The sequence below is a fragment of the Lacipirellula parvula genome (genome assembly GCF_009177095.1).
Taxonomy (GTDB): domain Bacteria; phylum Planctomycetota; class Planctomycetia; order Pirellulales; family Lacipirellulaceae; genus Lacipirellula; species Lacipirellula parvula.
In genome coordinates this window covers 4,167,561-4,180,060 of the sequence record NZ_AP021861.1, presented here as the reverse complement: position 1 = coordinate 4,180,060, position 12,500 = coordinate 4,167,561, and the positions used below count along the sequence as shown (strand labels likewise).

General features: G+C 63.0%; 11 protein-coding genes. 7 read left to right on the top strand and 4 right to left on the bottom strand.

Annotation, left to right across the window (positions count from 1 at the left end):
- Positions 1–3 precede the first annotated feature (3 nt).
- Complete coding sequence (locus tag PLANPX_RS16245; RefSeq protein ID WP_232536143.1) at positions 4–810, top strand: SDR family NAD(P)-dependent oxidoreductase; 807 nt, start codon at positions 4–6, stop codon at positions 808–810.
- Between the two features lie 596 nt (positions 811–1,406).
- Here PLANPX_RS16245 and PLANPX_RS16240 read toward each other — a convergent pair.
- From PLANPX_RS16240 to PLANPX_RS16230, 3 genes are all read right to left on the bottom strand, one after another.
- On the bottom strand, positions 1,407–2,504 hold the full coding sequence (locus PLANPX_RS16240) for a S1 family peptidase (RefSeq protein WP_172992108.1): 1,098 nt from the start codon (positions 2,502–2,504) through the stop codon (positions 1,407–1,409).
- A gap of 99 nt (positions 2,505–2,603) precedes the next feature.
- On the bottom strand, positions 2,604–2,825 hold the full coding sequence (locus PLANPX_RS16235; RefSeq protein ID WP_152099743.1) for a hypothetical protein: 222 nt from the start codon (positions 2,823–2,825) through the stop codon (positions 2,604–2,606).
- A 10-nt stretch (positions 2,826–2,835) separates the two neighbouring features.
- Positions 2,836–3,075 (bottom strand): hypothetical protein, encoded by a 240-nt coding sequence (locus PLANPX_RS16230; RefSeq protein ID WP_152099742.1) that lies wholly within the window; start codon positions 3,073–3,075, stop codon positions 2,836–2,838.
- 393 nt (positions 3,076–3,468) lie between these two features.
- Here PLANPX_RS16230 and hisH point away from each other — a divergent pair, with 393 nt between their 5' ends.
- The 4 genes from hisH (at position 3,469) to PLANPX_RS16210 (ending at position 8,776) form a co-directional block, all read left to right on the top strand.
- On the top strand, positions 3,469–4,074 hold the full coding sequence (gene hisH, locus PLANPX_RS16225; protein WP_152099741.1) for an imidazole glycerol phosphate synthase subunit HisH: 606 nt from the start codon (positions 3,469–3,471) through the stop codon (positions 4,072–4,074).
- Positions 4,075–4,248: 174 nt separating this feature from the next.
- A complete protein-coding gene (hisA, locus tag PLANPX_RS16220) occupies positions 4,249–4,983 on the top strand; it encodes a 1-(5-phosphoribosyl)-5-[(5-phosphoribosylamino)methylideneamino]imidazole-4-carboxamide isomerase (RefSeq protein ID WP_172992107.1) in 735 nt (244 codons plus the stop codon).
- Between the two features lie 303 nt (positions 4,984–5,286).
- The gene (locus tag PLANPX_RS16215) at positions 5,287–7,377 is read left to right on the top strand and encodes an elongation factor G (RefSeq protein WP_152099739.1); all 2,091 of its coding nucleotides are present in this window, start codon (positions 5,287–5,289) and stop codon (positions 7,375–7,377) included.
- A 133-nt stretch (positions 7,378–7,510) separates the two neighbouring features.
- Complete coding sequence (locus PLANPX_RS16210) at positions 7,511–8,776, top strand: hypothetical protein (protein WP_152099738.1); 1,266 nt, start codon at positions 7,511–7,513, stop codon at positions 8,774–8,776.
- Here PLANPX_RS16210 and PLANPX_RS16205 read toward each other — a convergent pair.
- Entirely contained in the window at positions 8,719–9,114 is a 396-nt protein-coding gene (locus PLANPX_RS16205) for a hypothetical protein (RefSeq protein WP_152099737.1), read from the bottom strand. The two genes, PLANPX_RS16210 and PLANPX_RS16205, sit on opposite strands and share 58 nt — an antisense overlap.
- 510 nt (positions 9,115–9,624) lie before the next feature.
- Between PLANPX_RS16205 and epsC the strand changes: the two genes are divergently transcribed.
- The gene (gene epsC / locus PLANPX_RS16200) at positions 9,625–10,584 is read left to right on the top strand and encodes a serine O-acetyltransferase EpsC (protein WP_152099736.1); all 960 of its coding nucleotides are present in this window, start codon (positions 9,625–9,627) and stop codon (positions 10,582–10,584) included.
- Between the two features lie 125 nt (positions 10,585–10,709).
- Positions 10,710–12,500 carry an ABC transporter permease gene (locus PLANPX_RS16195; RefSeq protein WP_152099735.1) on the top strand — a complete coding sequence of 597 codons (1,791 nt, stop codon included), beginning with the start codon at positions 10,710–10,712 and terminating at the stop codon, positions 12,498–12,500.

The window sequence follows — 12,500 nt, the reverse complement described above, 5'->3', positions numbered from 1 at the left end:
TACATGTCGTATTGGCAAGACAAAGTCTGCGTCGTTGCCGGCGGATCTGCCGGTTTGGGGCTGGCGATTGGCCGCGCCTTAGCAAAACGTAATGCTCGCGTGGTGCTCATCGGCCGTCGGCAAGACGCGCTCGACGCCGCGGCAGGCGAGTTGCAACGCGCCGGCGGCAACGTTACTCCGATTGCCGGCGACATGGCCTGGCAGGAAGACGTCGACCGCGTCGCCGCTGAGGTGACGGAAAAGTTCGGTCGCGTTGAGATGCTTTGCAACTGCGCGGGCCGCTCGACCCGCGGCAAGGTGCTCGATGCCGCGCCTGAAGATTTTCAACAATTGTTCGAAGCGAACTTCTACACGATGGTTCGCGCGACGCGCGCCTTCGCGCCGCTGTTGCTCAAGAGCCGCGGCCACCTAGTGAACATTGGCTCGCTCGCCAGCAAGGTGGCGCCCCGTTACACCGGCGCTTACCCGGCGAGCAAGTTCGCTATCGCCGCCTACACGCAGCAGTTGCGATTGGAACTCGGTGACCAGGGCGTCCACGCGATGCTCGTCTGCCCGGGGCCGTTCACCCGCGAAGACAACGGCAAGCGATACGCCGCCGACGGCGTCGGCGTGCCAGCCGCGGCCCAAGCGCCGGGGGCGGGCGCGCATTTGAAGACGCTCGATCCCGACTACGTTGCGGAACGAATTTTGAAGGCTTGCGAACAGCGCCGCGCCGATTTGGTGATCCCCGCGAAGGTCCGCATCCTCTGCGCGCTCAGCCAACTCTCCGCCAGTTGGGGCGATTGGCTGCTCACGCGTTCCACCAAATAGTAAAAGCCACCGGCTCCGCCGGTGGACGCGCCACGGGCAACTCTGCGTTTTGTTAGCGGCAGCGCCTACCAGAAGTTCGTCCACCGGCAGAGCCGGTGGCTTTCAGCGAAAAAAAAGGGCCCCACTTGGCCCTGCGAGGATGCCAAGTGGAGCCCTTCGGCGTGCGTCCCGACTCGCAACTGCCCCGTAGCGGGAAGAGTTACTGCGCCATGCGTCGGCGCCCGTGCGAGAGTCAGACACGTCTGGATCGTCTAGGAGAGCGAAGGTTGCGGGCTTCGCTGACGAGTGACGTGCCGTGTTGGACGAGAGCGACTAATGCAGCTCGCGTGCCAATCGCTGTGTGATCATCGCGCAGCAAGTTTCACGAGAGAAGATCGCAGCGTCAGCTCGCAACGTTGTAGCTCTTACAAGAATGCTTGCACTTTGTAGCAGGCACACCTACCTCAGGCCTTGCTCTAAAATTCTGTGGGAGGGGTCTCCGACCCCGACGCAGCATTGCGCTACCGCATTCGTTCATGGTGTTGTGACCGGCATCGGCGTCGGAGACGCCTCCCACAAAGGACTTGCTCTGACAACAGACTTAACTGGGAGAGCTCTTAGCGAATCAGCCGCAGCGATTGCACGACGATCGCCGCAATGCCGACGAGCGCGAGGAGGTTCTTCGTCGATTCGAACCAACTGAAGCCGCCGCCGCGCACCGCTCCGCCATCCGCCACATGCATCATCGTTGCATTCGTCGCGGCCGGCAGCGTCGCGCCCGCTGCTGAATGTTCGTCGACTGCCTGCCAATCGCCGTGGCTCGTCGTCGCTGCGAAGCTAAAGGCCGATTCTGCTTCGCTTGAGTGACTATGCTTCATTGCCGATGCATCAGCGCCGCGGCTTGGCGAGTGCATTCCCACTAGCATCGCGCTCGCACCGCGGTTGATGTTATCGGCCTCCAGCTGCGATTGCGGCGGCTCGGCATGCGCAATCGCCGCGGCGCCTTGCGTTCCCGTGCCGATGTTCGGCGCCAGGCTCGCCAGGAAGTGTTCCACGCGGCCGCCGAAGCTGCCGAGCGTCGTTCCCTGCCCTGCCCCGAACAGCACGCCCGCGAGTTCGCCGCGCGAGTTGAAGATCGGCCCGCCCGAATCGCCTTGGCGGGCCTCGACGTCGAGTTCCACCATATGCTGCGGCAGGTTCTCGGCAGGGGCGTAGTACTGCGTGCAACGGCCGGTCGCGGCACGGTAATTCCCCGAGCCGTAGCCGCAGATCGTTAGTTGCTCGCCCGCTTGCGGCGCCGTGGCGGCCAGCTTTACCGGCGCTGCGTTCGGTCGCCAGATGACGAGCGCCGCCAGATCCCAATCGGCATCGACCTTGAGCGGCCGCGCCTTCGAGCGGAACCCGTCGGGGAAGATGACTTCCACTTCCCCATTGCCGTCGCGGACGACGTGCCAGTTGGTGACGACCAGTCCGTATTGATCGCGGACATCGACGAGCGTACCGCTGCCGTACGAGGTCGCATCTCCTTCCGGGACGACGATCCGTGCCACGGCCGGGTGTGGCTGCTGACTAGTGAAGTCGACCGCCGACCGCGGCGAGCCCACGGGCGTAAAGGCGCCTGGTTCAATCGCCTGTGGCGCACCGAGTGAGTTCGCCAGCGCCGATGCAGACAGCGTCAACCACGCCATCGCGAGCATGGCGATAGGCCGTAGCATCGCCATTCGCATCGTCGAGAACATTGCCGGGCGGCGCTGGAGAGGGGACGAACGGCGTCGTCAATCGACGCGCGGCAGGTTGGTGGGAAAGCGACCGAACTACCGCCCGTTGCGAGCTTCGTCGGCAGCTGCTTTGCGAGTCTCTTCGTTCGCGACGATCATCCGCAACAGCCGCGCCTTCAATTGGGCAGCGTCATCCTCGCGGCGAAACTGTTTGGCGCCGTTCGAGCCGCCGGCGATGGCGGACGGCTCTCCATGCGTCGCGGCCAACCTGCCCCAGCCCGTCGAGGGGGATGGGATGATCGGCGTGGCGGAATCCATGGCCAACTCCTTACGCAGCAATCGGACGCCCGCCGCGGAGGTCTGCGTCGCGGGGCGGGAAGTCTCGGCCGCCGTTGTAGAGCAATTTCAAACGCTCGAGCTCGGCTCGAAACGCGTTCTCCGCCAATCCGGTGAGCGTCAGCCGAGCGGGGTACCCAGCCAGGAACACAGCGGCGTCGCGGGCCTCGTCGAGCAGATCCTCGGGGAGGTAGAGCGTGGCTCTCACTTTCGGCGCTAGTCGTCTGTGCATGGCGGCATCCTTGTCGCTGGCGTCTCCAGGAATGTTCATCGAACGGATAGCTGGCGTTGCATCAAACGTCAGACGTTTCCCCCACCAGCTTCGCTAAGCGGTACAACTGGTAGCCGCGGGTCAACGAGCCGCCGGAGCGGGTACCGAATGGGGAATGCTGAATGGGGAATGGGGCCATAGGAGAATTTCTCCCCATTCCTCATTCCACATTCGCCATTTTCTGGCCCGCTCCGGCGGCTCGTTGAGCCGCGGCTACTTTGTCGCCGCTACATAAACGCCCCGCGGCCAGTTAGAATGGCGGATCCGCGAACCGCCGCCGTCCGTAACCGGTCCGGTAAGCTGTAACGGCGCCCTGCCCCATTTCGAACTCCCGCCCCTAGCCTCTCCCCGCAAATGATTGCCATCATCGACTACCAAATGGGGAACCTCCGCAGCGTTCAAAAGGCGTTTGAACGCGTCGGGCATGCGGCCGCGATCACCGCCGATCCGCAGGTGTTGGAGCGGGCCGACCACATTGTGCTTCCCGGCGTCGGCGCGTTTGCCGATGCGATCGCCGAGATTCGCCGCCGTGAGTTGGTCGAACCGATTCTGGGGGCGATCAACTCGGGCAAGCCGTTTCTGGGCATTTGCCTCGGGCTGCAGATGCTGTTCGACGTCGGCTACGAAGACGGCGTCCACGAAGGGCTCGGCGTCATCCCCGGCGAGGTCCGCCGTTTCGACGTCCCGGCCGAGTACAAAGTCCCCCACATGGGGTGGAACCACGTCGCCCAACGCCGCCCGGCGCCGATCTTCAAAGGGATCGACGACAACGCCCACTTTTACTTTGTGCACTCGTACTACGTTGTGCCGAAGGACGAAGGAGTGATCGCCGGCGAGGCGTCGTACCCGAACCCGTTCTGCGCCGCGATATGGCGCGACAACCTCTTCGCCACGCAATTCCACCCGGAGAAGAGTCAGGGCGTGGGACTACAGATGCTGAAGAACTTTGCTGAACTCTGAGCCAAGGTGTCGGGGGCCTTTTTGCCACTGGCGGCGCACCACTCGAGTCAACGCGGCTAGTGGCAAAAGGCCCTCGACACCCTTCGCGTCGCCGCTTGAATTCGGCCACTCACTCTGCGATGATTTCAGTAGTTCGCCCGTCCGTTTTCACCCCTCGCTTCGGGGTTGTTTGCTATGCAGGTTTGGCCCGCGATTGATCTGTTAGGGGGCCGCTGCGTTCGGCTGCAGCAGGGCGATTACGCCCGCGAGACGGTTTTCTCCGACGACCCGGCGAGCGTTGCCGCGGGCTTTGAGCGCGATGGCGCCAAGCATCTTCACCTCGTCGATCTCGACGGCGCCCGCTCGGGCAAGCCGATGAATCTCGACGCGGTCCGCAAGATCCTCGCCACGGTCGACATGGAGTGCGAACTCGGCGGCGGCATCCGCGACGAAGCGACGATCGAGTCGCTGCTCGATCTCGGCCTGTCGCGCGTGGTTCTCGGCACCTCGGCGCTCAAGCAGCCCGAGTGGTTTCGCGACATGGTCGCCAAGTACCCTGGCAAGCTCGTGTTGGGGCTCGACGCCCGCGACGGCTTCGTCGCTACGCACGGTTGGCTGGAAACGAGCAGCGTCCAAGCGGTGGAATTCGTGCAACTCTTTGCGAACGACCCGCTCGCTGCCATCATTTATACAGACATCGCGACCGACGGCATGCTGCAAGGCCCGAACGTCGCGGCGATGAGCGAGATGCAGGCCGCGGTAAAGCTGCCGGTGGTCGCCTCAGGCGGCGTCACGACGGCGCAAGACGTCGCCGACCTCGCCGCCGCGGGCCTCCACAGCGCCATCATCGGCCGCGCGCTATACGCCGGCACGCTGACGCTGAAAGATGCCCTAATCGCGTCGAAAACGCCAGTTGCTGGTGCGACGTAGAATACAAATACGGGGAGTTTTTAACCACGAAACACACGAAACATACGAAAGGGAATTAAGAATTCAAAAAAATATGGAGTTCAGGTTTAACTGGCGCATGCTTCGTCCAACGCCAGCTGTTATTCAATAACTCCCTTTTACTTTTCGTTTCTTTCGTGTGTTTCGTGGTAAAAATCCCCGCATTCAAACGCCTCCTCATTACTAACCTTTCAATCTCATAGGAGCCAGCCCGCCGCTTAATCGCTTGATCATTCGCAGTCACCGGACACTCACCTTCTCTTTTCGAGGAACGGGGATCGAATCATGGTTAAGAACATTGCGGACATTAGGAACCTTGCCATCTGCGGCCACGGTAGCGCCGGCAAGACGACGCTGATTGATCAGCTGCTCGTCGAAACCGGCGCCGTCAAAGGAAACCCGAGCGTCGACGCCGGCACGAGCGTCTGCGATTTCGACGACGAAGAAAAACAGCACAAACATTCCATCGAGGCCTCGCTCGTTCACCTCGATCACGCCGGCCGCCACTTCAACTTTCTCGACACGCCCGGCTATCCCGACCTGGTTGGTCAAATGATCGGCGCCCTCCGCGCCGTCGAAACCGCCCTCATCGCGGTCGACGCCCACGCCGGCGTCAAAGTCAACACTCGCCGCGCCTGGGCTGAAGCTGGCAGCGCCGGCTGCGGGCGAATCATCGTCCTCACGAAGCTCGACGCCGAGAACGTCGACTTCCCTGCCCTAGTGGCCTCGATCAAGGAAGCGTTCGGCAACGGCTGCATTCCGCTCAACGTTCCCATCGGCACGGGCGATTCGCTCAGCGGCGTCGTCAATACGCTGATGATCCCGGCGAACGTCGAAGGCGCCGTCGTCGATCCGCGGCCGATCCACGAAGCGCTCGTCGAGTCGATCATCGAAGTCGATGAGCAGCTGATGGAACGCTATTTCGCCGGTGAAATGCCGTCGGACGAAGAGCTATCGCAACTGATGGCCAACGCCGTCGCGGCGGGGACGCTCACGCCAATCGTGTGCGTTTCGGCCAAGAAGCACGTCGGCATCGCCGAGCTACTCGATCTGCTGACGCTCGCCGCCCTCGCGCCGACCGCGATCGCTCGCCATGCGCTGGTCAACGGCGACGATGTGACGCTGAAGCCCGATCCTTCGGCCCCCTTGGCGGCGCAAGTTTTCAAAACTCGCATCGATCCGTTCGTCCAACGGCTCAGCTTCCTGCGCGTTTACGCGGGCACGCTCCGCCGCGACGCGATCGTTCACGCCGGCGATGCCCGCAAGGGCGTGAAGCTTGGCGCCTTACTCGAAGTGCAAGGTGGCGCCACGCACGCCGTCGACGAAGCCGGCCCCGGCGACATCGTCGCGGTCGCCAAGTGCGAAGACCTCCACACCGGCACCACCGTCGGCGACGTTGAACTCCCGCCGATCAGCTTCCCCACGCCGATGGTCGGCCTCGCCGTGGCGCCGAAGAATCGGGGCGACGAAGTGAAGCTGTCGGGCGCGCTCCACAAGATCACCGAGGAAGATCGGACGATTCACCTGGAGCACGACCCCGAGACGAAAGAGATGGTCATCACCGGGATGAGCGAGCTTCACCTGCTGCTCACGAAAGAACGGCTCAAGCGACGCGATCATGTCGAAATCGAAACGCACGAGCCGAAGATTCCTTACCGCGAAACGGTGCAGATCGAAGCCGACGGCAGCTACCGTCACAAGAAGCAGTCTGGCGGCAGCGGGCAATTTGCAGAAGTCCACGCCCGCATCTATCCCTTCCCCGAAGGCGCCGATCCGGTGGCGTTTGCCAGCAAAGAGCGGTTTCCGCAGCTGAAGAACACGCACTACCACAAGGCGAGCAACTTTCTCTGGGTCGATACAGTGGTCGGCGGCTCGATCCCCGGCAACTTCATGCCGGCGATCGAGAAGGGGTTTCTCGAACGCGTGAAGAGCGGCGTCATCGCCGGCTTCCCGGTGCAGAACGTCTGCGTCGAGGTTTACTACGGTAAGGATCACCCGGTCGACAGCAACGAAACCGCGTTCCGGATCGCGGCGAGTAAGGTCCTGGCGGAGATTTTTAAAAAGGCGAAGCCGGCGCTATTGGAACCGGTGGTGAACCTTCACATCAGCGTGCCGGCCACGAATGTTGGCGACGTGTCTAGTGATCTGCCCGGTCGCCGCGGCCAGATGGTAGGGATGGAATCCTCGGGCGGGAACATGACGACGATCGAGGCGAAGGCGCCCCTCTCCGAGGTGACGACCTACGCCCGCACCCTCTCCTCGATGACTGGCGGCCAGGGGAGCTTCACGATGGATTTCTCCCACTACGACGTCGTGCCGGGGAACGTCCAGCATGACGTGCTGAGCAAGGCGAAGCTCAAAGAAGAGGAAGATTGAGCCGGAAAATGGGGCCTCGCGCCTGCGGCTAGCCGTCGAACTGGCCGCAGGCGTCAGCCCGTTTCTCGACGAAATGGGGCGGGGCGACTACCCTGGAAGCTGACGCTCACCGACGCCCTGCCCCTTGGTCGCCATGCCTCGCCGCACCGCCGCCGCCAGTTTTGTGAAAGCTGGAGGAGCTGCGCGCCGACGCGCGAATTGGCGACTTGCAACGGCATGCTGCGTCATGGCGCTCTGCGGGATATTCTCGCTCGCGCCGGCCGCGGCGATCACGATCCAGTTCGACTACACGCACGACCAGGGCATCGGCTTCTTCGGCACGGCGGAGAACCCAACCGCCGCGCGGACGACGTTGGAGTTCGCCGCGAAGACCTTCACGTCGTTCACCGATACGCTGGCGGCGATTCAGCCCGGTGGTGGGAACCAGTGGATCGCTCGTTACGTCGACCCGTCCACGAACACCTACAAGTTGGCGTCGAACCTGGCGGTGCCGCAGGACACGCTGATCGTCTACGCCATGCCGCTCGATCTCGCGGGGTCGACGCTAGGGCAGGCCAGCCCCGGCATCTACACGTTTATCGGGACGCCGTCCGTTTCATTCAGCAACGCGGTGACGAATCGCAACCAAGGCAACGCGAGCAACGACTTCGCACCGTGGGGAGGCGTGATCGCCGTCGACACCCTCGACACGTCTGGCGCAGCGCGTAGTTGGCATTACGATCTCTCGACCATCCCTGACGAGGGCGAGTACGACTTCTACACCGTCGTCACGCACGAGTTGGCTCACATGCTTGGCTTCGGCACCTCGGCGGCTTTCAGCGCGGATATTTCCAACAACATGTTCGCGGGGGCCAATTCGCAGGCACTTTACGGCGGTCCCGTGCCGCTGTTGGCGGGACAGCATTGGGCGTCGGGAGTCACCAGTCCCCCCTACATGCCAGGGACGCAGCCTAAACCTTCGCTCGGTCCGACGCTGCCCCGCGGGGAGCGTCGGTTTTTCACGCCGCTCGATTATGCGGCGCTCGCCGACGTCGGCTGGCAAGTTCCCAGTGAGTTGTTGCAGCTGCCGGCCGACTTCAACAGCGATCACATCGTCGATGGCGCCGACTTCCTCCTCTGGCAGCGAGATTTCGGCATGTCTGGCGTTCAACCAGCCGACGCGAACGGCGACGGCCTGGTCGACGATTACGACGTGTGGATCTTGCAACAGAATTTCGGCGCGATCGACGCCGAATTCCCGCTCGGCGCAGTGGCGGGGGCGAGCGTTCCGGAGCCGACCGGCGCCGCACTGGCGCTTTCTGCCGCGACCGTCTTGTTCGGCTGTATGCGAAGACGCACGTCTCAGAGCAGCATGAACGACGCGATCGCCGCTTCTTGCACCCAGGTGAACGCGACGTAAATCAGCGCGCAAAGCACGATCTGCACGATGGTGATCGTCAGCGCCGAGAACGGCGTCGTCGGCAGCGCCACGGCGATCACAGCGCTCGTCACGAGCGCGGGAATGAGATACTGCGGCGCCATGCCGTAGGCCGAACCGGTGATTTGCAGCGCAAGCCGTAAGATGGCATTCGCGATCGCGATCATCACCACCATGCTGACCGCATGGGTGAACTCAGGCGGCTCGACGGAACAGAAGCCGCACGACATCTGCAGCGCCCAAGCGGCCGCCGCCAGCGCCACCGGCACGAGCGCCGCCAGCATCCAGAGAGCATCATACTCAGCTAACGAAGGGCCCACGGTTGTCCCCCGCCTAGGTGACAATCAATCCAGCGTCGGCGCCCTACTCGAACCCTAACATGATTTGCGAGGCGTTTTGACCACACGCGTCAGTTTTTTCGACAAACTCGCGCGACTTGCCGTGCTCGTTCCGGTGGGCGAAATGCCGGCGGGGTCGACCGTCGGCGTCGTCGCTGCGGAGCCCTCGCGACGCTAGCGGCGTCTAACCCTGGCCCGAGCGATCTTCCCCTCCGACCGCTGCAAGCGGTAAAATAGCTAAACTTGCCGCGTCCGCCGCGCCGAAAAGAACCTCCAAGGGGCAGGCCGTGTCCTAGCTCCCGATCCTCACCCAAGTCGCCAGGACCGCATCCGATGATCGCTGCCGGTTGCCGCTGTACTTGCCCCGCGTAACGCGGGATCTTCTTCGTCGCGTCGCCGATCGTGGCGCCGCACCCTCCGATCATCCGTTCGAAGCTCACGCCCTTCGCACGTCCCTCCGCTCGCCGACTCCGCCACCAGAGGCGAACTGCCATGGCCACCGATTTCCGTCTGAAAGATCAATTGCCCGACATCACCGAGCGGATCGTCGCCACGTACGATCGCGCCGGCAAGATGAACCATCTCGATCACTGCCCGCTGCCGCGCTACGACGAGATCGTCGCCGCGATCAACGAGCTGAACGAAATCATGTTCCCGGGCTACCGTCGCCGCGAGGGACTCCATCACGGCAACATCGGCTATTACGTTGGCGATCTCGTCGATCGGCTGCACGATCGCCTGACGACGCAGATTGGCCGCGCGCTCCGCCACGAAGCCGGCGCGACGAGCATTTGCGACGGCCCCGAGGACTATGAAGCCCTCGGCCAAGCGAAGACGATTCAGTTTCTCGATCAGCTGCCGGAATTGCGCGAAATCCTCGCCACCGACGTGCAGGCCGCCTACGACGGCGACCCCGCCTGCAAGACGCCGGCCGAAGTGATCTTTTGCTATCCGGGCTTGGAGGCGATCACCGTTTACCGGCTTGCCCACCTGCTGTACGAGCTGTCGATCCCGTTCATCCCGCGGATGATGAGCGAGTGGGCTCACAGCCGCACGGGCATCGATATCCATCCGGGCGCGACGATCGGGCGGCACTTTTTCATCGACCACGGCACGGGCGTCGTCGTCGGCGAGACGAGCCACATCGGCGATCATGTGAAGCTGTACCAAGGCGTCACGCTGGGCGCCCTCAGCTTTCCGACCGACGAAGACGGTCAACTCGTCCGCGGCCAAAAACGGCATCCGACTCTACAAGACGGCGTCGTCGTCTACGCTAACGCGACGATCCTCGGCGGCCGCACGGTGGTGGGACATCACTCGGTCATCGGTTCGAGCGTTTGGCTCACTCGCAGCGTCGAGCCGCACACGACCGTGGTGCTTGAGGCGCCGAAGCTCCGCCTCCGCCACGACACGCCCGACGACATGCGCCCCGAGTTGAACTACCAAATCTAAGGTCGCCCGTACCGTAGCCGCCGGTCAACGACCGGCCGGAGCCGCGCGCTCTTTGCCCCCGCGCATCCCGACTGCTACCATATCGCACGCCGCGCACCCCTTTCACGCCGCCTGCGAACGTAGCAATGCTGCTGGGACCGATCTTTCAAGTTGAACTCGTCGCCGCCGCCCGCCAAGGCCGGCAATACCTGGTGCGGGTGATCTACGCGCTGATCATTCTGTTCGTCTTGTGGGTTTCGTACTCCTCGATGAGCCAGATGCAGCGAATTTCGGGCGGCGATGCGCCCTCGATCAGTGAAGTCGCCCAGATGGCAACGACGTTCTTTGTTGCCTTCAGTTGGGTGCAATTGCTCGGCATCATCGCCATTGCGCCGGCGATGGCCGTCGGCACGATCGCGACGGAGCGCGAGCGGCGGACCATCGAATATTTGTTCGCCACCGACCTGTCGAACTTCGAGATCGTCGTCGGCAAGACGTTCGCACGGCTGCTGATCGTGGGGCAGTTGGTGCTCGTCAGCCTGCCGATTCTGTTCATTTTTCGCTTGCTCGGCGGCATCCCGGCTAACTTGCTGGCTGGTTCGTTCATCTCGGCCGCCAGCACGGCGTTGTTTTTGACCGCTCTGAGCGTGTGCGTCTCGGTTTGGTCGCCCCGTTCCCGCGACGCGGTGATGCGCGTCTACCGCCTCCTGGCCGTGCTGCTGATCGTGCCGGGCATCCTCTCAGCCATGCTATTGATGGTGCAGGTGCAACTTCAGCAACGCTCGGCGGTGATTGAGGGGCTTCAAGCTGGGCTAACATTCGTGCTTTCGCTGAATCCGGTGGTCGTTCTCGGCCAATCGATGCGCAGCGTTTTCGCCGCCGGCGTTGCGTTCGATTTCGAGCCGGTGCTGAAGATGGCGGCCTGGCAGGTGGGATTCTCCGTCGCGCTGATCGCCCTCGCCACTCACGCCGTCCGCCGCGTCCACCTCCGGGACGCCGGTCGCGGCGACGCCAAGCAGCAGCGGAAGCTCGAACGCCGGCGCGGCATGGAAACATTCCGTTGGCGTCCCGAACTCTCAGAGAACGGCATGCTGTGGAAGGAAGCCTTTGCCCCTTCGGCCAAGACGAAGCTTGGCGTTCTCGGCTCGTTCGCGAACGCCATCATCGTCGTCATTGCCCTCGGGTTGACGGCGTACTTCTTCATTTGCGCTAAATTCGAAATCCTCGATTTCAACCCCGAGGCGTATTACATCTTCATGGCGATGACGACGGGATTGCTCGGCACCGGTCTGCTGCTCACGTTGGCGGGGCGGAGCGCGGGGCTGGTGACCTTGGAAAAAGAACGCGACTGCTGGATCTCGCTATTGTCGACTCCGCTCACCGGAGCGGAGATCATGCGCGCCAAACTGCTTGGCAATCTCTATTCGGCGCGGTGGGGCTTTGCGCTGCTGATGGTGGTCTGGGCGTTGGCCGCGACCTTCGATGTTCGTTTCCTGCTGATGTTACCGCTGCTGGCGCTTAGCTTCACGCTCGCCGCACTGTTCGTCTCGCAGGTCGGTTTGCACTATTCGCTCGTTTCGTCGACAAGTTTGCGGGCCATGGGGTACACGCTCGCAACGGTGTTCTTCGTCGGCGGCGGCTACCTGTTTTGCTGCTGCAGCGTCGCGGCGGTGGGCGCTCACAACGGGATGGACGACGAAGCGGCGGCCATCGGCATGGCGCCTTGCATTCCCTACTTGCTCGTCGCGCCGGTGATTTACTTCATGGAAGACATGAATCTTCGCGGCGAGTCGGAGTTCGCAGTCGCCTACATTGCCGGCATTATCTTCTACGCATTCGCCAACCTGTTGCTGGCGTCCGACTTGGCGCACTCGTTCGATCGACGAGCGGGGCGCACGGTCGAACGCTCGGAAGCCGCGCTCGGCGGGCTGGCTTAG

What these genes read in the sequence shown, in the direction of transcription:
- PLANPX_RS16215 (WP_152099739.1), top strand. Translation starts at nt 5,287, where the DNA reads ATGGTTAAGAACATTGCGGACATTAGGAACCTTGCCATCTGCGGCCAC.
- PLANPX_RS16235 (WP_152099743.1), bottom strand. Translation starts at nt 2,825, where the DNA reads ATGGATTCCGCCACGCCGATCATCCCATCCCCCTCGACGGGCTGGGGC.
- PLANPX_RS16230 (WP_152099742.1), bottom strand. Translation starts at nt 3,075, where the DNA reads ATGCACAGACGACTAGCGCCGAAAGTGAGAGCCACGCTCTACCTCCCC.
- PLANPX_RS16245 (WP_232536143.1), top strand. Translation starts at nt 4, where the DNA reads ATGTCGTATTGGCAAGACAAAGTCTGCGTCGTTGCCGGCGGATCTGCC.
- PLANPX_RS16240 (WP_172992108.1), bottom strand. Translation starts at nt 2,504, where the DNA reads ATGCTACGGCCTATCGCCATGCTCGCGATGGCGTGGTTGACGCTGTCT.
- hisH (WP_152099741.1), top strand. Translation starts at nt 3,469, where the DNA reads ATGATTGCCATCATCGACTACCAAATGGGGAACCTCCGCAGCGTTCAA.
- PLANPX_RS16195 (WP_152099735.1), top strand. Translation starts at nt 10,710, where the DNA reads ATGCTGCTGGGACCGATCTTTCAAGTTGAACTCGTCGCCGCCGCCCGC.
- epsC (WP_152099736.1), top strand. Translation starts at nt 9,625, where the DNA reads ATGGCCACCGATTTCCGTCTGAAAGATCAATTGCCCGACATCACCGAG.
- PLANPX_RS16210 (WP_152099738.1), top strand. Translation starts at nt 7,511, where the DNA reads ATGCCTCGCCGCACCGCCGCCGCCAGTTTTGTGAAAGCTGGAGGAGCT.
- hisA (WP_172992107.1), top strand. Translation starts at nt 4,249, where the DNA reads ATGCAGGTTTGGCCCGCGATTGATCTGTTAGGGGGCCGCTGCGTTCGG.